Here is a 19412-nt window from a genome sequence, read left to right as displayed (position 1 = left end):
TTCAGCGTTCGACTTGCATGTGTTAAGCACGCCGCCAGCGTTCGTCCTGAGCCAGGATCAAACTCTCCGTCAAAAAACATTCAACAGAAACCACCCACCACACTGTGGCCGGTGGGATCCCAGCTGACACCCAACACCCGCAGGAAACGGGAAAACACCCACACGGTGTTGAGCCATCAACCAAAAACAATCAAAATCTTTGGTATCAACAAACTAGACACACTATTGAGTTGACAAACAACACACCACATCAGAACCCTCACCGGGCCCCAGATCGGAAGTTTGTGTCGCCACGGCTCGGAAGCTTTTCTGCTGTCCGGCCTGGCAACTCGATGAGCTTATCCGCTCCCCCACCGGTTCGCAACCTGGCGTTCACACGCTGTCGCCCACTGGTTCGGGAAGGAAGCTCGTCGAGCCTTCGGGCCCGCCTCTCGGCAGGCCGTCCTTGCGGCGACTCGGAATACTTTACACACGGTCACGGACCCGCGCAAAACGGTTGTCCGCCCCGGTCAGCCGCGCAGCAGGTTCTTCCGCACCTTGCCCGTGGCCGTTCTGGGCAGCTCGTCACTGAAGACGATGGTGTCCGGCACCTTGAAGCCGCTCAGCTGGCTCCGCACGTGCTCGCGCAGCTCGTCCTCGGTGACCTCGGAGCCGCCGGCACGCACCACGTGGGCGACCGGGCGCTCCCCCCACTTCTCGTCGGGCACCCCCACCACGGCGACGTCGATGACGTCCGCGTGCGAGTACAGCGCCTGCTCCACCTCGATGGAGGAGATGTTCTCCCCTCCGGAGATGATGATGTCCTTCGCGCGGTCCCGCAGCTGGATGTAGCCGTTGGGGTGCATGACCCCGAGGTCACCGGTGTGGAACCACCCGCCGTCGAAGGCCTTGCGCGTGGCGGGGACGTCCTTGTAGTACCCGATCATCACGTTGTTCCCCCGCAGCACCACCTCCCCGAGCGTCTCGCCGTCCGCGGGAACGTCCACCATCTCGGTGTCCACGATGCGGGCGGTTTCTGCCTGGATCATCGCCACGCCCTGCCGGGACATCTGCTGCGCCCGCTCGGCCGCGGGCAGCGCGGACCATTCCTCCTGTGGTTCGCAGATGGTGAGGGGGCCGAACACCTCGGTGAGCCCGTACACGTGGACCACCTCGAAACCCGAGGCCTCCAGCCGCTCGATGATGCTGGGCGCGGGTGGCGCTCCGGCCGTGGTGATGCGCACGGGGTTCTCCAGGGGATGTGCCTGCTCCGCGTCCACGATCACGGAGCACACGGCCGGGGCTCCGCACAGGTGGGTGATGCCCTCGCGGTCGAACGCTTCCCAGATCTCGTCCGGGCGCACCGCTCGCAGGCACACGTGGGTGCCGCCGGCCGCGGTCACCGCCCACGTGGTGCACCACCCGTTGCAGTGGAACATGGGCAGGGTCCACAGGTATCGGGTGTCCCCGGTGAATCCGTTGTGGAACACCTCGCCCAGGCTGTTGAGGTACGCACCGCGGTGCGCGTAGAGCACCCCCTTGGGGCGGCCCGTGGTCCCGGAGGTGTAGTTCAAGGTGATGGGTGCGTTCTCGTCCGCCACCTCGTAGCGGACGACGCCGCTGCCGGGCTTCCCCGCTCCGTCCGGTTCCGGGACAGGCACGTCCAGGAACTGCTGGAACGTGGGCACCCCCTCACCGATGCCCTCCCGCACGGCCGGGAGCCCCGCCTGCTCGTCGGGGATCTGGATGAGAGTGACACCCGACCGATCGCCGATGGCCTCCACCACGGTGTCCAGCACGGAGACGTCCGCCAGGACCACCCGGGCTTCGCAGTGCTCGAGGATGTAGGTCAGTTCCCGGGCGCTGAGCCGTGGGTTGAGCGGGACGAGCACTGCGCCCGCCGCGGGCACCGCGTAGTGCGCCATGAGCGCGGCGGGAACATTGGGGGCGACGACCGCGACCGTGGGCCACGTCCGTTCCAGCAGCTCCACCCCCTGGAACTGCTCGTCCGAGGACGCCGAGCCGTTCGTGGCCGCGCGGCTCTGCCCACCCGGGGTGGTGCCACCTCCGGCCCGTGGCACGGGGCTGGCCTCGGACGCAGCGACCCGGGGGCGTTCGGCGTTCTGGTGCGCTGCGGCGTCGTGGTCCTGCGCGGGGGCGGAGACCAGGCCCGAAGCCCCGGCCCCGAGGTGTGCGTGCGCCACCCCGGCGCCGGAACCCCCCTCACCCGCGCCGCCATCACCGCCGCGCATGGCGGCATGACCCACCAGCGGGAGCAGTGCCGTGGCGAAGCGCCGGACGTCCCGCTCGAACTGCTCGTAGGTCCACTCGCGCGAGCCGTGGACCACCGCGCGACGATTCGGGAAGACTTCCGCGCTGCGCTCCAGGAAGCGCAACGGGGTCAGCGGCTCGGTGTTGGCGAACATGGTGCTCCTGGGACTGTGGCGGGCCGGGGTGGGCCCCGCAGGGCTCACTTGTATGCGGAGATCCCCGTGATGAACTTGCCGATGATGAGGGCCTGGACCGTCTCGGTGCCCTCGTACGTGTGGATGGCCTCGACGTCCGCGAAGTGCCGCGCCACGCGGTTCTCCATGAGGATTCCGTTGCCGCCCAGCAGGTCACGGGCGTTCATGGCCACCTGGCGGGCGGTGCGGGTGGCGGTGTACTTGGCCAGGGATGCCTGCGGACCGCTGAGCGTCCCGGCCTCCTCCTTGCGCGCCATGGCCATCACGAGGGTCTGGATCTGGGTCAGCTCGCTCAGCATGCGGGTGAGCCGTTCCTGGATGATCTGCGATGCCGCGATCGGACGCCCGAACTGGTGCCGCTGCATGGCGTAGTGCACGGCGGTCTCGTAGCACGCCTGGGCGTGTCCCACCGCGGCCCATGCCACCCCGATGCGGGTGGCGAACAGCACGGCCGAGGTGTCCCGGAAGTTCTTGGCGTGGGGCAGGACGTTCTCGGTGGGCACGAAGACGTTCTCGAGCGTGATCTCGGCCTGGTGGATGGCCCGCAGGGCCAGCTTGGCCTTCATCGTGGTGCCCGTGTAGCCCTCGGACTCCTGAGGGACCACGAAGCCGTGGACGGCGCCGTCCTCGTCGCTGCGGGCCCACACCACGGTGATCCCGCCCATGGAGCCGTTGCCGATCCACTTCTTGGCGCCGTTGAGGATGTAGCCGCCCTCCACCGGCGTGGCCCTGCTCTCGAGCCCGATCGAGTCCGAACCGTGGGCCGGCTCGGTCAGCGCGAAGGCCCCGAGCAGCTTGCCCGTGGCCATGTCCGGCAGCCAGCGCTGCTTCTGCTCCTCGCTGCCGCACAGGGCGATCGAGCGCATGGCCAGCCCGCCCTGGACACCGGACACGGTGGAGATGGAGCCGTCCCCGCGGGAGAGCTCCATGGCCACCAGACCCGCGGCCATCTTGGACATGGGAGGCATGCCGGGGACCTCCACGCCGTCGCGCAGCAGGTCCAGCTCGCCCATGCGTCGGACGAGATCGAGGTTGTACTCCCCCCTGTCCCAGTACTCGGCGATGACGGGCAGGACGTCCTCCTGCACGAACTTGCGGGCGCGCAGCTGGTGGGCGCGGTCCTCGTCCGAGACGTGGTCGAAAATCCCGGCCTCGTCCGTGGCCAGGGGCTCGTTCAACGAGTAGTGGGGCTCAAGGGTGCCCGTGGGGAAGTCCTCGGGATGCTCGATCGTGATGCCGGTGGTCTCCGTGCTGTCCTTGGTCATGACGAATCCTTACTTCGGGAGGGGAATTACTGTTCGGCGGCGTCGAACCGGGAGCCCCGGACACGCTCGGCCGCGCCGGTGCGATCCAGGTACGGGGTGATGCCGCCCAGGTGGAACGGGTAGTTGGCGCCCAGGATCATGCAGAGGTCGATGTCCCGGGCCGTGGCCACGACGCCCTCGTCCAGCATGTGACCGATCTCGTCCGCGAGCGCGTCCTGCACGCGGGTGAGCAGCTCACCCTCCGCGCCGTCGCCGGACCGGGCGGTGACGCCGCTCTCCTGACGGGTGCGCTCGAGGGCCTCGTTCGCCCCTTCGGAGAGATAGGTCTCGGAGGTCTCGCCGCGCGCGGGGAGGGTGCTCTTGAGACCGGCGTCCGCAACGGCATCGAGCCACGGCGAGAGCGTGAAGCGGTCTGGGTAGGCGTCGTTCATGGTGTGCGTGATGTGCACGAGCACTGCCGGGCCCACGAAGTCGAGCAGCTGCAGGGGGGTCATGGGCAGGCCCATGGGATCCAGGGCGTGGTCCACGGTCTCCGGATCTCCCCCGGCGTCCATGGCGCGCCCGATGACGTCGAACATGCGGGTGAGCACACGGTTGACCACGAAGCTCGGGGCGTCCTCCACGCGCACGGCGATGCGGCGCAGCTTGGCGGCGAGGTCGAAGGCGGTGGCCAGGGTGGAGTCGTCGGTCTTCTCGCCCGCCACGATCTCCAGCAGCGGGGTGACCTCCACCGGGTTGAACACGTGGAAGCCCACGAGCCGCTCGGGGTGCTTGAGATCCCGGCCCATGGCGGTGATGGACAGCGAGGAGGTGTTCGTGGCGAGGATTGCGTCCTCGCTGACCACGGGCTCCCACTGGGCGAAGACCTGCCGCTTGACCTCGAGCTCCTCGAACACGGCCTCGATCACGAAGTCCGCGTCCGCGAGGTCCTCGGGGCTCTCGGCGCCGGTGATGAGGGAACCGAGCTGCTCGGCCTGCTCCTCGGTCATCCGACCCTTCTTGGCCTGTGCGGTGAACCGGTCGCGGGTGCGCTGCACGCCGGTGGCCAGACGCTCGTCGTCCAGGTCCGTCATGACCACCGGGATGCGGGCACCCTGGGCGATCAGGGAGGCGAGCTGCCCCGCCATGAGACCGGCGCCGATCACGGCGGCCTTCTTGATCTCCCGGACGGGGGCGTCCGGCACGTTCGCGGCCTGCTTGCTGCGAGCGCTCACGAGCTCGAACGCGTACAGGGACGCGCGTGCCGCCTCGGACTGCACGATCTCCGTGAAAGCGGCAACGGCGGCGGCGGCATTGGCCTCCCGTGACTCGGTGCGGGCACGGCCCACGAGCTCGATGGCGGCCACCGGACCCGGCGCGGCACCGTGCCAGGCGCTGTGCGCCTTCGCCGCGGCCTTGTCCACGGCGGCCTGCCACGTCTGCTCGTCATCGGTGCTCCGCCGGGGCTCGTGCCGGCCCTCGAGGGCCTCGACGACCCAGCCCTGCCAGGCCTTCTCCCACTCCTCGGTGCCGGGGGCGCCATCCAGAACGGCGTCCACGAGTCCGATCTCCGCGGCCTTGGCGGGGTTGAGGTTCTTCCCGCGCATGGAGTCGGTGACGATCATGCCCAGGGCGGCTTCCGCGCCCACGAGGTGCGGCAGCAGGTAGACACCACCCCACCCGGGGAAGAAACCGAGGTGGCACTCCGGCAGGCCCATGGGAGCCTTGCCGGAGACGGCGAGCCGGTAGTCGGTGTGCAGCGCGAGTTCCAGGCCCCCGCCCAGGGCGACGCCCGTGATGAGCGAGAACGTGGGGACGTCCATCTGCGCCAGAACGCCGAAGGCCTCGTGGCCCGAGCCCACGTACTCGTCCGAGGTGCCGTTCAGCTGGGCCGCGCGGATCTCCTTGAGGTTGGCGCCCGCGCCGAAGGACTTGGCGTTGCCGGTGACGACCACGGCCTCCACCTGGGAGGTGTCGATGGCGGAGAGCTCGCGCTGCAGCTGGCGCATGGCCTCCGAGCCCCAGATCACGAGGCCGTTGGGCGCGGTGGAGTCCAGTGACACCAGTGCGATGGGCGTGCTGCGCCCGGGCAGCACCGGGCGGGTCACGGTGATGGTCACGGTGGACGGGAAGGACTGTTCGCTCACGCTTTCGCTCCTGAGTCTGGGCACGGGGTGGTCTGGACCACAGTGTCTGGGCCTCAGTGTGCCCTGAGACGGAGTCTCAGGTCAAGGCATTGCGTGTCATGCCGCACCGCTGCCGACGGCGGCGGGTCGCCGTGTCGTCCGTGCCCCCGGGGTGGTCAGGAGCGCAGCGCCTCGTAGACGGACCGCGCCGTGCGTTCCGCCACCGAGGCCGGATCCGCGCCCTGGGGAACGACCACGACGATCGGGGCACTGCCCACGGAGTGCGGCGCGGCGGCGTCGTCGAACCGCATGGCGGTCCGCTCCCGGACGAAGGAGATGTCCGACGCCGCCCCACCCTCCCCGGGTGGGACCTCGAACGCCCCGCACAACCACGCGATGCGCCCGCCGAGGGCGCCCACGAGCTGCTCGCCGCCGGCGGGGCTGGGATCGCGCAGCCACGTGCGCAGGAACGCGTTGTGCACCGCGACGGTGGCGGCCGCGAGCGCCACCGCAGTCATCCGCCGGTCCGCCGACGCCGGCAGCGCCCGCTGCAGGAATGCCTGGAAGACCCGCTCGTACCGCGAGGACATGGCGATCTCGCGGTCCCGCAGGGATTCCACGCCCTGCAGCAGATCGTGTCTGGCCGCTGCGCGTGCGGGGTGGTCCAGGTTGTGACGGAACACCAGCCGGGCGCCCTCCGCCAGACCACTCGCGGCGGGGATCCCGGGCCTGCGCAGCAGCAGCTCGAGGCGCTCCAGCGTGTCGGCGTGGTCCGCGAAGACCATGTCCTCCTTGCTGCCGTACTTGCGGAAGAACGTGGCCCTGCTGATGCCCGCCGCCTGTGCCAGCTGCTCCACAGTGGTCTCCAGGTAGCCGTGGTCGGCGAGCATGCGGATGGACCGGGTGACCACGTCCTCCCCGCATCCGCGGTCCTGCTCCATAGGAGGCCTCCTCGTGGACGTCGGTGGGCTGTTGAGACGAGGGTAGCCGCATTGAGACGGAGTCGCACGGGCGTGCCCGGGAACCCGGGTGCTCTCCACGGTGCTGCGACCGGATGTCCTCTCGCGGCGTCGGGACCGCGGCACGGGCTGCCGCGACCACGCCGCGCCCACCCGCACAGGGCGGTTCGGCGAGCCGCGGTCGGCACCGCGGGCCCGGGTCCCCGACGGGCGGGTCGCGGCAGTTTCCCCTCCGGGACGAGACACGGCCCGGCGAAACGCCCCGCGGTAGTGACGTGGGATACACCCGCGGGTGTGCTGGGCCACAAACCCGGCAATCGACTACCGGACGTCGTCACATCCATTCGAATTCCCGGACGCAGGCCTCATAAGCCCTCGTTCCTTGTTGCTTTTGAGGAGGCGAGATGCGATACAACCGCATTTCCAAGACTCTCGGCGTCGCCGCCCTGGCGACCCTCTCCCTGACCGCCTGCGGCGGCGGCGGTGGCGGTGGCGGTTCCGACGAGGCTGCCGACGGCAGCGCAGTCATCACCGCGGACACCGTCGAGCCCCAGAACCCGCTGGTGCCCACCAACACCAACGAGACCGGCGGCGGCGTGGTGGTCCAGCAGATCTTCAACGGTCTGGTGACCTACGACTCCGAGGGCAAGACCCAGAACGATCTCGCCGACTCCATCGAGTCCAAGGACAAGCAGACCTGGACCATCAAGATCAAGCCGGACATGAAGTTCACCAACGGCGAGAAGATCACCGCCCAGAGCTTCGTGGACTCCTGGAACTACGGGGCCGCGGCGAAGAACGCGCAGGGCAACGCGAGCTTCTTCGAGCCCATCGAGGGCTACGAGAAGGTCTCCGCCGAGGGCAGCACCGAGGACAAGATGTCCGGGCTGAAGGCCGTGGACGACCACACCTTCACCGTCAAGCTGGTCTCCCCGCAGTCGGACTTCGAGCAGCGCCTGGGCTACACCGCGTTCGCCCCGATGCCCTCCTCCGCGTTCAAGGACATGAAGGCGTTCGGCGAGAACCCGGTGGGCTACGGCCCGTACAAGATGGCCAAAGAAGGTGCCTGGCAGCACAACTCCGCCATCGACCTGGTGAAGAACGAGGACTACAAGGGTCCGGAGGCCGCCAAGAACGGCGGCATCAACTTCAAGCTCTACCAGAACCCGGACACGGCCTACCAGGATCTGATCTCCAACAACCTGGACGTCCTGCAGCAGGTGCCCACCGGCGCGCTGGGCAACTACAAGTCGGATCTCGGCGACCGCTATTCGGACAAGCCCTACGCCGGCATCCAGACCCTGGCCGTGCCCGAGTACCAGGACAACTGGAAGGGCGAGGCGGGCAAGCTGCGTCGCCAGGCTCTGTCCATGGCCATCGACCGTCAGGAGATCACCAAGGTGATCTTCAACGAGACGCGCTCCCCCGCCACCGACTTCACGGCACCCACCATCGAGGGCTACGAGAAGGACCTGCCGAACTCCGAGAACACGAAGTTCGACAAGGACAAGGCCAAGGAGCTCTGGGCCAAGGCCGAGAAGATCCAGCCCTACAACAAGTCCCAGAAGCTGACCATCGCCTTCAACGCCGACGCCGGCGGACACAAGAAGTGGGTGGATGCCGTGGCCAACCAGATCAAGAACAACCTGGGCATCGAGGTCGAGGGCAAGTCCTACTCCACCTTCAAGGAGCTGCGCACGGACGCCAAGGCCGGGAAGCTGACCGGAGCCACCCGCTCGGGCTGGCAGGCCGACTACCCGTCCATGTACAACTTCATGGGCCCCACCTTCACCAAGGGCGCGTCCTCCAACGACTCCCGCTACGACAACCCCAAGTTCGAGGACACCCTGGATGCTGGTCTCGAGGCCAAGAGCACCGAGGACGGGGTGAAGAAGTTCCAGGAGGCCGATTCCATGCTCCTGGAGGACCTGCCCTCGATCCCGCTCTGGTACAACCAGGCCAACACCGCCTGGTCCGAGAACGTCTCGGGAGTGGGCACCGGATGGGACGGCGTTCCCGAGTACTACAAGGTCGAGAAGACCAAGAGCTGATCTTCTAACCTCCTAATGCCCACCACGCAACAGGGAGGCACCGTTCCCCGGTGTCTCCCTGTTGCCACGTCTCCTGAGAGGAGCGACCCTTGGCCTGGTATCTGGTCAAAAGACTGCTGCAGCTGATCCCCGTGTTCCTGGGCGCCACGCTGCTGGTCTACTTCCTGGTCTTCATGACCCCCGGTGATCCGCTCGACGCCCTGTGCGGCGACAAGGGCTGCACGCCCGGTGTCGCCGCCGCCCTGACCGAGCAGTACCACCTCGGCGACCCCTTCTTCGTGCAGTACTTCAGCTACATCGGCGGACTGCTCACCGGTGATCTCGGCGTGAACTTCTCCGGCCGCGAGATCAGTGACGTGCTCGCCGGCGCCTTCCCCGCCACCGTTCGGCTGGCGATCATCGCGCTGATCTTCGAGGCGATCTTCGGCATCACCTTCGGCCTGTACGCCGGGCTGAAGAAGGGCGGCTGGTTCGACTCGACCGTCCTGGTGGTCTCGCTGGTCGTCATCGCCGTGCCGATCTTCGTGCTCGGCTTCGTGATGCAGTACTTCGTGGGGGTCAAGTGGGGGTTGGCGAAGCCGACCGTCTCCGGAGCCGCGGACTGGAGCGACCTGATCCTGCCGGGCATCGTGCTGGGTCTGGTCTCCTTCGCGCAGGTGCTCCGCCTGACCCGCACCGCCGTGGCGGAGAACGCCAGCGCGGACTACGTGCGCACCGCCACCGCCAAGGGCCTGACCCGCGGGCGGGTGGTGCGGGTGCACATCCTGCGCAACTCCATGATCCCCGTGGCCACCTTCCTGGGCATGGACCTGGGCGCCCTGATGGGCGGCGCGATCGTCACCGAGGGCATCTTCAACGTCCCCGGCATCGGCAACCAGCTGTACAAGGCCCTGACCCTCGGAGACGCGCCCATGGTGGTCTCCGTGGTCTCCGTGATGGTGATCATCTTCTGCGTGGCCAACCTGCTGGTTGATCTTCTCTACGCCTGGCTCGACCCGAGGATCCGTTATGCCTGAGAACAACATCGAGAACAACGACGCCGCGGGCCGGGGCCTCGATCCCGAGGCCCGCGGCCGCGAAGCGGCCGTGCGAGAGGTCCGCGACACCGCTGACACCCCCGCCGGATCCCACCAGAAGGACATTGGCGGGCCGAGCGCCGGTCTCATGATGGAGCACTTCGTGGCCGATGCCACGACCACCCCCGTTGCGGAGACGGACTCCCGCTCCGCCGAGGGCGCCCCCGTCAGCCTGTGGCGCGACGCCTGGCGGCAGCTGCGCAAGAAGCCCACCTTCATCATCGCCGCCCTGCTGATTCTGCTGGTCATCGTGGTGGCCCTGCTCCCGCAGCTGTTCTGGACCGAGAACCCCTCCGCGGCCTCCACCCAGTGCCTGCTCGAGAACTCCAACGGGAAGGCCTCCGCGGGACACCCCATGGGCTTCACCGCCCAGGGCTGCGACGTCTACTCCCGTGTGATCGCCGGCACCAGGGCCTCGCTCATGGTGGGCCTGCTGACCACCATCGGGGTGGTCGTCATCGGCGGCCTCATCGGTGCGCTGGCCGGCTACTTCGGCGGCTGGATCGACGGCGTGCTCGCCCGTCTGGGCGACGTCTTCTTCGCCCTGCCCCTGATCCTGGGTGCGCTGGTGGTCATGCAGCTGCCGTTCTTCAAGGCCCACCGCGGGGTCTGGACCCTGGTGGTGGTGCTGGTGCTGTTCGGCTGGCCGCAGATCGCGCGCATCATGCGCGGGGCGGTGGTCGAGGTGCGCAACGCGGACTACGTGGTCAGCGCCCGCTCGCTCGGGGTCTCGTCCCTCGGAATCCTGATGCGCCACATCATCCCCAACGCGATGGCCCCGGTGATCGTGATCGCCACGATCTCCCTGGGCACGTTCATCGTCGCGGAGTCCACCCTGTCGTACCTCGGCATCGGTCTGCCGCCCAGCATGATGAGCTGGGGCAATGACATCTCGGACGCGAAGGACGCGTTCCGCTCGAACCCGATGCCCGTATTTTGGCCCGGTCTGGCGCTGTCGCTGACCGTCCTGAGCTTCATCATGCTCGGTGACGCGCTGCGCGACGCGCTGGATCCCAAGGCCCGGAAGAAGTGATGAGCATGTCACAGGAGAAGAACCGCCCCCTGCTGGAGGTGCGCGATCTCGGGATCGCGTTCGCCACCGCCACGGGGGAGGTCCAGGCCGTCACCGACTCGAACTTCACCGTCATGCCCGGGGAGACCGTGGCCATCGTGGGGGAGTCCGGCTCGGGCAAGTCCACCTCGGCCCTGGCCGCGATCGGGCTGCTGCCCTCCAACGGCCGCGTCAACTCGGGGCAGATCATCTTCGACGGCGAGGACATCACCCACGCCAGCGAGAAGCGGAAGGTCAAGCTGCGCGGCAGCCAGATCGGCATGGTGCCCCAGGACCCGATGTCGAACCTGAACCCCGTGTGGAAGGTCGGCTTCCAGGTGCGCGAGACGCTCAAGGCCAACGGTCTGCCCTCGAAGGACGAGGACGTGGCCCGGGTGCTCAGCCAGGCGGGCCTGCCGGACGCGGACAAGCGCGCGAAGCAGTACCCGCACGAGTTCTCGGGTGGCATGCGCCAGCGTGCCCTGATCTCGATCGGCCTGTCCTGCCAGCCGCGGCTGCTCATCGCCGACGAGCCGACCTCCGCACTGGACGTGACCGTCCAGCGCACCATCCTGGACCACCTCCAGACGATGACCGACAAGCTGGGCACCGCGGTGCTGCTGATCACCCACGACCTGGGCCTGGCGGCGGAGCGTGCCCAGAAGGTCGTGGTGATGTACAAGGGCCGGGTGGTCGAAGCGGGCCCAGCACTGCAGCTGCTGCGCAACCCGCGTCACCCGTACACCCAGAAGCTCGTGGACTCGGCGCCCTCGCTGGCGTCCCGACGCATCGAGGTGGCCCGTGCCCGCGGCGAGGAGGTCGACGACCTGCTCGCTGAGCACCCGCAGACGGCGATGCAGTCCGCCCTGAAGCAGAACTTCGTGCAGGTCCAGGACCTGACCAAGGTGTACAAGCTGCGCGGGTCGTGGGGCCGCTCCGAGGACTTCACCGCGGTGGACCAGGTCTCCTTCTCGATCCCCCGGGGCACGACCACCGCGGTGGTGGGCGAGTCCGGTTCCGGGAAGTCGACCGTGGCCAAGATGATGCTCGGGCTGGAGCCGATCACCTCCGGGTCGATCGTCTTCGACGGCCAGGACGTGGCCCGGCTCCGGGGGAAGGAGATGTTCGCCTTCCGCCGCAGGGTGCAGCCCATCTTCCAGGACCCCTACGGTTCCCTGGACCCGATGTACAACATCTACCGCACCATCGAGGAGCCGTTGCGGGTCCACGGGGTCGGTTCCGCCAAGGAGCGGGAGCAGAAGGTCCGCGAGCTCATGGACCAGGTGTCCCTGCCGCAGTCCATGCTCGCGCGCTACCCCAACGAGCTCTCGGGCGGGCAGCGCCAGCGCGTGGCGATCGCCCGCGCCCTGGCGCTGAATCCCGAGCTCGTGGTCTGCGACGAGGCGGTCTCCGCCCTGGACGTGCTGGTCCAGGCGCAGATCCTCAACCTGCTGGCCGAGCTGCAGCACGACCTGGGGCTGACCTACCTGTTCATCACCCACGACCTCGCGGTGGTCCGTCAGATCGCCGACAACGTGTGTGTCATGCAGAAGGGCAAACTGGTGGAGACGGGCTCCACCGACTCGGTGTTCGAGAATCCCCGGACGGAATACACCCAGCAGCTGCTGGCGGCGATTCCCGGTGCGGGTCTGATCACCGCGGGGTGACCGCGGTGTGACCGCGGGGCCGCCGGGACGCACCCGGTGACCCGGCAGGAATGACGAAAGCCCTGGCTCCCCCTCTCGGGGAACCAGGGCTTTCGTCGCACCTCGGCGGACCCGCGGTGCCGCGGCAGACCCGGTGCGGCGGGCGCCGCCCTCAGCCCCCGAACGCCGCGGTGACCTGACCCGGCACGGCCACCCGCACCGAGTACAGCGAGCCCGCGGTGGGCTGCACGCCCTCCGGGAGGTTCTCGCGCGACGTCGTGATGTAGAGCGTGCGCAGGTCCTCGCCTCCCAGGGTGCACGCGGTGGTCTGCTTGACCCCCACCGTGACCACGGTGTCCAGCGTGCCGTCCGGGAGGTAGCGGTGGACCTGGCCGGCGCCGTTCAGCGCCACCCACACCGCACCCTCCGAGTCCACGGTCAGCCCGTCCGGGCTCACCGAGACGCTGCCGGGCTCGTAGGTCTCCTCCGGGTCCGTGGCCTCCGCGGCGGCGTACTCGTCCAGCACCGGGGCCACGAAGGTGCGGCGGTTCCGCAGTCCGCCCTCGGGGCTCCAGTCGAACACCGAGACCTCGTGGCTGGGGGTGTCGTTGTAGTAGGCCAGAGAGCCGTCCGGGGACCACGCGATGCCGTTGGAGATGCTCACGCCCTCCAGGACGGGCTCCCACGTGAGGTCGGTGGCCACGCGGTACAGGGTGGCCGCCCCCTCGGTCTGCTCGTATGCCATGGAACCCACGTAGAAGGAGCCGTCCGGGGCCACTGCACCCTCGTTCATGCGGATCTCAGGGGTCTCCCACATGCGGATCTCGCGCTCCACGGCCCCGGTGGCGTCCGTGAGGAGCACCCCGCGCTCCACGGCGACGATCTGGCCGCCGTTCCTGCGCGGACGCACGCACGCGGCGACCTCCCCCACGTGCTGCCGCCGCGGCTGGTCCTCCGGGGTGAAGGTCATGACGTCCCCGGCGAGCATGTCCACCCATGCGAGACCGCCCCACTCCTTGCTCCAGCACGGGCCCTCAGCGTGGTGCATCCAGGACGGGGTGATCCTCTGCGCGGTGAGCTGGTTCACGGTTGCGGCCTCCTCAGGCTCGTGGGTGTGGGGATCCGATCACGGTCGTACGTGATCTCGGTGTACCCGTGCGGTGCCGGCTGGCCGTCCTCGTCCAGGTTCACGAAGACGATCTTGTCGATGCTCAGGATCAGTTCACCCGTGATGACGTTGCGCACCTGCGCGCGCATGGTCAGCGACGTCCGCCCGAACGTGGTGGCGGTGAGACCCATCTCGATGATGTCGCCCTGCACCGCGGAGGCCACGAACTCGATCTCCGACATGTACTTGGTGACGGCCCGCTGGTTGCCCAGCTGCACGATCGCGTAGATCGCGGCCTCCTCGTCGATCCAGCGCAGCAGGGACCCGCCGAACAGGGTCCCGTTCGCATTGAGGTCCTCGGGCTTGACCCACTTGCGCGTGCGGAACGAGATGTCACCGGGCTGCTTCATGGGTCCCAGCCTAGGCGGGCGCGCCGTGACCCGCGCAACGGGGACGCCGCCGCCGGGCCCAGTTCACGTGACGCGGGCACCCCGGGCGTCCCCACGTGTCGGCCCCTCACCCACCTCGGCGCGCCGCGGTCCCCACCGAACCCCGCCGCCGGGCCGGTGGGCCGCGTCACTGCGGCGCGGCAGCGGCGTCGTCGGCGATGATGCGGTCATGAGCGAAACCACGGCGGCGAGCACCGCACCCCCGGATCCCGGCCCGGGGTTCCAGCGCAGGGTCCTGACCGTGCTGGCCGCGGGTCAGATCCTGGGCGGGCTCGGAACGGGCGCGACCCTGGCGCTGGGTGCGCTGCTGGTCACGGAGGTCTCGGGCAGCAGTGCGGTCTCCGGCATGGCCTCCACCATGAACACGCTGGGCGCGGCACTCGTGGCCATCCCCCTGGCACGGCTGGCGCAGCGCCGGGGGCGGCGGATCTCCCTGACCACGGGGGCGCTGGTGGCGATCGTGGGTGCGGCCGTGATCGTGGCGGCCGCGACCCTGCACGTGTTCCCGGTGCTGCTCGCGGGCATGGGCCTGCTGGGGGCGGGGACGGCGCTGAACCTGCAGTCGCGCTTCGCCGCCACGGACGTGGCCGCCCCGCCCACCCGCGCCCGGGACCTCTCCCTGGTGGTGTGGTCCACCACGGTGGGCTCGGTGGTGGGGCCCAACCTCTTCGGGCCCGGGGAGGCCATCGGGCGGGCGCTGGGGCTGCCGCAGTTCACGGGCGGGTTCGTGATCGCGATATGCGCACAGTGCGTGGGAGCCGCGGTCTACTTCGTGGGGCTGCGTCCGGATCCCCTGAAGGTGGCACTGGCCCGGGGTGGTGCGGTGACGGGGAGACCGAGCCCCTCGGGTGGCCTCGTCCTGCTGCGCACGGTGCCCGCGGCGCGGCGGGCGGTTCTCGTGGTGGCCCTGTCCCACGCCGTGATGGTCAGCGTGATGTCCATGACCCCGGTGCACCTGACCACCCACGGGGCCACCCTGTCCGTGGTGGGGCTGACCATCTCCCTGCACGTCGCGGGGATGTACGCGCTGTCCCCCGTGTTCGGCTGGCTCGCGGACTCGATCGGGCGCGCGGCCACCGTGCTGCTGGGTCAGGCCCTGCTGGCCGCCGCCCTGGTCCTGACCTGGTGGGGTTCCGAGCACCATCCGGTGGTCATCGCCGCACTGATCCTGCTGGGGCTGGGCTGGTCCGCCTCCACCGTGGCCGGGTCCACCATGGTCACGGAATCGGTGGCGGCCCACGAACGCCCCGGGCTCCAGGGCACCTCGGACCTCGTGATGAACCTGTGCGGTGCGGCCGGGGGCGCGCTCGCGGGACCGGTGCTGGCCGTGGTGGGCTTCTCGGGCCTGGGCGCGGTGGCGCTTCTGCTGCTCGGCGCGGTCGTCACGACCGCGCTGCGCTCACGCTGAGAGCGGGCGCACGACGTCGCGGTTCGGCGCGAGCGCGCGTCACCGGTTCTGCGGGGGACCGGAGCGGTCCGCCCGCCGGGCCGCGCGGCGCCGTTCCTCCTGGGCCACCGGGGGCTCCACGACCACGGGGAACGCGCCCGTGTACCCCTGGCGCTCCGCCGCGATGGCCCGGACGCGGTGGCGCACCATGAACCACCCGATAACCAGGATGGGAGCCACCACGAGCATCGAGGCCATGGTCCACGTGCCCAGCGGGTAGTCGAAGGCCACGAGGACCATCACCCCCACCAGGAAGACCATGGTGAGCCAGTTCGTGTAGGGCGCAAAGGGGGCGCGGTACGCGGGGCGCTGGTAGAGCCCCTGGCGCGCGAGCCGCACGAACTTCTGGTGGGGCAGGGTGATGGCGGCCCAGCCCACCAGGATGCCGATCGCGGAGATGTTCAGCACGATGCTGAACGCCTCCTCCGGGACGAAGTAGTTCAGGATCACGCCCAGGGCGCCCACACCCACCGTGAGCATGATGCCGCCGGCGGGCACGCCGGATCGGGTCATCTTCCCGGTGAACTTGGGCGCGGACCCGGCCATGGCCATGGAGTGCACGATGCGCCCGGTGGAGTACAGCCCGCCGTTCAGGGAGGACAGTGCCGCGGTGATGACCACGAGCTGCATGATGGGCCCGATGCCGTCGATCCCGATGGAGCCGAAGAACGTGACGAACGGGGACTCGTCCGCGGAGTAGGCCGTGTACGGCAGCAGCATGGTGAGCAGCAGGATGGAGCCCACGTAGAACAGGGCGATGCGCAGGATCACGGTGTTGATGGCCTTGGGAATGGTCTGGCGCGGGTTCTCGGTCTCACCGGCCGTGATGCCCACGAGCTCGATGCCGGAGTACGCGAAGACCACGCCCTGGGACACCACGAGCGCGGGCAGTAGACCGCCGGGGAAGATCCCGCCGTTCCCGGTGATCAGCGAGAAGCCCGTGGGTGCTCCCGTGGGGGTCCCGAAGATCACGAAGACGATCCCCACGATCAGGAAGATCACCAGCGCGGAGACCTTGATGACCGCGAACCAGAACTCCATCTCCCCGAAGACCTTCACCGAGATGAGGTTGGTGGCCATCACCACGACCAGCACCACAGCGGCCAGCAGCCACTGGGGCAGCTCCGCCACGAACTGGCTGTACTGGCCGAACCACTTGATGTAGATGGCCATGGCGGTGGCGTCCACCACGGTGGTGGATGCCCACGAGAGCCAGTACATCCACCCCACGAAGTAGGCCCCCTTCTCCCCGTAGAACTCGCGGGTGTAGGAGACGAAGGACCCGGAGGACGGCCGGTGCATGACCAGCTCGCCCAGCTGGCGCAGGATCAGGTACCCGAAGAACCCTGCCACGGCGTACAGCAGGAACAGGGCGGGCCCGGCGTCCGCCAGCCCTCCGCCGGCGCCCAGGAACAAGCCCGTGCCGATCGAGCTGCCGATCGCGATCATGTTGATCTGGCGTGCGGTGAGTCCCTTGCTGTACCCCTCCTGCTCGGCGACGAACTGGTTGCGCGTCTCCACGCCGCCGGACGGCGTGGGGTCGGAGGGGTGCGAGGCCATGCGAGTACACCTTTGGTCGGTACCGGGGAAGGAGCACTCCGCCGAGGGCGCGCGAAGTGCACAGGGGAAGCCTAGGCGCTCCACCACCCGTTCGTAACCTGCGGCACACCGCCCGTTCGCCGTCCCACCCGTGAGCGGCCCCGCACCCGCGTCGCAGCGATGCCGTCCGCACCCGCTCCGGGACCCTCGCGCGTGGGAGGTGGCCGCGGGTCCGGGGCCCGCGGACGAGACGTCACCGCAGGTCGCGGCGGGGTCGGGTCTGGCGCGCCGACCGGGCGTTCAGTATGTTGTGGATCACATCGAAGGAGATGACATGAACCCCACCGTTCACCCCAGCCGCCGGCAGCTCTTCCTGGGCACCGCCGTGGCCGCGCTCGCCACACCCGCCCTGATGACCACCGCGGCGGCCGCCCCGCCCTGGAAGGCCGGGTTCGACACCGGGCCCGTCGACGCCGCTCTGGCGGCCATGCTCCGCGACGGCGCCGTGGGCGTCACCGCCTCCGTGGTGGGTCCGCGGGGCAGCTACCTCACGGCCGTGGGCAGGCGCGATCTGCAGAAGGACGGCGCAAAGCCCCAGGACCGGGCGCGCATCGCCTCCATCACCAAGGCCATGATCGCCACGCTCGTGATGCAGCGCATCGAGGCCGGCCAGTGGACGCTTCGGACCACGATCGACCAGGTCACCCCCGGGCTCTACCCCGGACGGGGTGCGGTGACGGTCTCGCAGCTCATGAACCACACCTCCGGCATGCCGGACGGGCTCTACCGGCTGCTCCCCGAGACCCCCTGGTACACGTGGACGGTTCAGGACCTGGAGCGCGCCGTGGTCCCCTACCACTCCGAGGAGGAGCTGGTGCAGCTGAGCCGGAGCCTGCCGTGGGAGTTCGAGCCCGGCACCGGCTGGTCCTACTCCAACGCCGGGTACGTGGTGCTGTCCCTCATGCTCGAGGCCGCCACCGGTTCCCGGATCCAGGACCTGATCCGCGACCGCGTGTTCAAGCCCGCCGGGATGCACCACTCGCGCCTGGAGGAGTCCACCCTGGTCCGCGGCCGCTACCTGCTGCCCTACGGGCGGTTCTCCGCGGGCCTCGCGCCCCTGCCCAGGGTCAATCCGTCCATCTTCTCCGGGGCCGGGGGCGTGTACGCCACGGCCGAGGACGTCACGAACTTCACGGGTGCGCTCATGCGCGGCGAGCTGCTGCGCAAGGACCTCGTGGACGCGATGGTCACCCCCGTGGGCGCTGCCGCGGCCCGGCGCTACGGGTACGGGCTCTACCTGATCACCGGCCCGTGCCGCACCGCCGCGGGTGCCCCCGAGACACTCATCGGGCACGACGGCGCCGGGTTCGGCACCCTCTCCGTCTCCTTCACCACGCGGGACGCGTCCCGGCGGGTGGCGCTGGCCTTCACGGGCCGGCCCTATGTGGAGACCGGCCCGGACCCGGACATGAACGCCGTGCTCGTGGCGGGGTTCAGAGCCACGTGCCCGGCCGGGAGCGCGCCGGTGCCCGCACCCGGGCTCGGGTCCGCCGCCGGTGGGGCGGGGTTCTTCCGGCTGTAGCCCCGGCGGTCTGCGCCCGACGCCGCCGCGTGCCGCCGTGCGCGGCCGGCCGGGCCGCGGCCGAACCGCAGGACACCACGACACCCCCGCGCGCCCGGGCCGTCCCGGACGTGCGGGGGTGTCGTGGTGCAGCGCAGTGACGGTTCTCGGGCCGCGCCCAAGTTCAGCGGCCCGTGCGCTCCCGGTGCCTGCACCCGGGCCAGCAGCACGGGCGGCGCCTGCCCTCGTGCAGCTCCTCCCCGGTGCGGCGGATGCGACGGGCGCGGGTCTCGGGCTTTTTGGCATCCGCCACCCAGCACACGAACTCGTTGCGACCCAGCGGGGTGAGCCCGCGCCACAGCTCGGCCGTGGTGGGATCCGCCAGCAGGGCACCCGCGAGGTCCGCGGGCAGGTCGTGGACCACGCCCCCGGGAAGGTCGGGAGCGCCGGGGCCGGATCCATCGGATGCGGAGGTTCTCGGAGCGGCGTCGGGGGCAACTGATTCGGAGGCAACGGTTGCGGGGGCGACGCCCCCGCGCGCCACGGTGACGGACGCGCGGGCGGCGGCGGGCGACGTCGTGGTCCTGGGTGGTTCGGTCATGGTGGGTCTCCTTGCACGGCACGGCCGGTGGTGGCCCGTGTGACGAGGATCCGGGGTGCGTGACGGCTCGGGCCCCCCGGTTGCCCTCCGGTCTACACCCCCGCGCCGAG

14 protein-coding genes and 1 rRNA gene are annotated in these 19412 nt (G+C 69.6%); 6 read left to right on the top strand and 9 right to left on the bottom strand.

Annotated features, from left to right (window positions below):
* The 5 genes from C1C97_RS09260 to C1C97_RS09240 all read right to left on the bottom strand — a co-directional run.
* Positions 1–73 (bottom strand): 16S ribosomal RNA (locus C1C97_RS09260); the annotation flags it as partial.
* 436 nt (positions 74–509) lie between these two features.
* Entirely contained in the window at positions 510–2405 is a 1896-nt protein-coding gene (locus C1C97_RS09255) for an AMP-binding protein (protein WP_233542852.1), read from the bottom strand.
* A 44-nt stretch (positions 2406–2449) separates the two neighbouring features.
* Entirely contained in the window at positions 2450–3709 is a 1260-nt protein-coding gene (locus C1C97_RS09250) for an acyl-CoA dehydrogenase family protein (RefSeq protein WP_110920047.1), read from the bottom strand.
* A 26-nt stretch (positions 3710–3735) separates the two neighbouring features.
* A complete protein-coding gene (locus C1C97_RS09245; RefSeq protein WP_121031407.1) occupies positions 3736–5835 on the bottom strand; it encodes a 3-hydroxyacyl-CoA dehydrogenase NAD-binding domain-containing protein in 2100 nt (699 codons plus the stop codon).
* 155 nt (positions 5836–5990) lie between these two features.
* Complete coding sequence (locus C1C97_RS09240) at positions 5991–6755, bottom strand: TetR/AcrR family transcriptional regulator (protein WP_121031405.1); 765 nt, start codon at positions 6753–6755, stop codon at positions 5991–5993.
* 422 nt (positions 6756–7177) lie between these two features.
* Between C1C97_RS09240 and C1C97_RS09235 the strand changes: the two genes are divergently transcribed.
* From C1C97_RS09235 to C1C97_RS09220, 4 genes are all read left to right on the top strand, one after another.
* Positions 7178–8824, top strand: coding sequence for a peptide ABC transporter substrate-binding protein (locus C1C97_RS09235; protein ID WP_121031403.1), 1647 nt, complete (start codon positions 7178–7180; stop codon positions 8822–8824).
* A gap of 89 nt (positions 8825–8913) precedes the next feature.
* Positions 8914–9840, top strand: coding sequence for an ABC transporter permease (locus tag C1C97_RS09230; RefSeq protein ID WP_110920051.1), 927 nt, complete (start codon positions 8914–8916; stop codon positions 9838–9840).
* Complete coding sequence (locus C1C97_RS09225) at positions 9833–10933, top strand: ABC transporter permease (protein WP_121031401.1); 1101 nt, start codon at positions 9833–9835, stop codon at positions 10931–10933. Before C1C97_RS09230 ends, C1C97_RS09225 begins: the two co-directional genes overlap by 8 nt.
* Entirely contained in the window at positions 10933–12618 is a 1686-nt protein-coding gene (locus tag C1C97_RS09220) for a dipeptide ABC transporter ATP-binding protein (RefSeq protein WP_121031399.1), read from the top strand. The genes C1C97_RS09225 and C1C97_RS09220 overlap by 1 nt, the downstream gene beginning before the upstream one ends.
* A gap of 151 nt (positions 12619–12769) precedes the next feature.
* On the opposite strand, the gene C1C97_RS09215 is transcribed toward C1C97_RS09220, so the two are convergent.
* Together C1C97_RS09215 and C1C97_RS09210 are read right to left on the bottom strand one after the other, a co-directional pair.
* A complete protein-coding gene (locus tag C1C97_RS09215) occupies positions 12770–13684 on the bottom strand; it encodes an SMP-30/gluconolactonase/LRE family protein (RefSeq protein ID WP_121031397.1) in 915 nt (304 codons plus the stop codon).
* On the bottom strand, positions 13681–14115 hold the full coding sequence (locus C1C97_RS09210; RefSeq protein ID WP_110920055.1) for an acyl-CoA thioesterase: 435 nt from the start codon (positions 14113–14115) through the stop codon (positions 13681–13683). The genes C1C97_RS09215 and C1C97_RS09210 overlap by 4 nt, the downstream gene beginning before the upstream one ends.
* A gap of 208 nt (positions 14116–14323) precedes the next feature.
* Here C1C97_RS09210 and C1C97_RS09205 point away from each other — a divergent pair, with 208 nt between their 5' ends.
* Positions 14324–15562, top strand: a complete 1239-nt coding sequence (locus C1C97_RS09205) for an MFS transporter (RefSeq protein WP_121031395.1) — start codon at positions 14324–14326, stop codon at positions 15560–15562.
* 39 nt (positions 15563–15601) lie between these two features.
* Here the strand turns inward: C1C97_RS09205 and C1C97_RS09200 are convergent, their stop codons facing one another.
* Complete coding sequence (locus C1C97_RS09200; RefSeq protein ID WP_121031394.1) at positions 15602–17161, bottom strand: amino acid permease; 1560 nt, start codon at positions 17159–17161, stop codon at positions 15602–15604.
* 313 nt (positions 17162–17474) lie between these two features.
* Between C1C97_RS09200 and C1C97_RS09195 the strand changes: the two genes are divergently transcribed.
* The gene (locus C1C97_RS09195; RefSeq protein WP_121031392.1) at positions 17475–18722 is read left to right on the top strand and encodes a serine hydrolase domain-containing protein; all 1248 of its coding nucleotides are present in this window, start codon (positions 17475–17477) and stop codon (positions 18720–18722) included.
* Between the two features lie 163 nt (positions 18723–18885).
* Here C1C97_RS09195 and C1C97_RS09190 read toward each other — a convergent pair whose 3' ends face one another.
* The gene (locus C1C97_RS09190; protein ID WP_110920059.1) at positions 18886–19302 is read right to left on the bottom strand and encodes a YdeI/OmpD-associated family protein; all 417 of its coding nucleotides are present in this window, start codon (positions 19300–19302) and stop codon (positions 18886–18888) included.
* Between the last annotated feature and the right edge of the window lie 110 nt (positions 19303–19412).

The organism is Kocuria tytonis (assembly GCF_003226895.2).
GTDB classification, from domain to species: domain Bacteria; phylum Actinomycetota; class Actinomycetes; order Actinomycetales; family Micrococcaceae; genus Kocuria; species Kocuria tytonis.
This window is presented reverse-complemented; position numbering and strand designations above follow the sequence as displayed.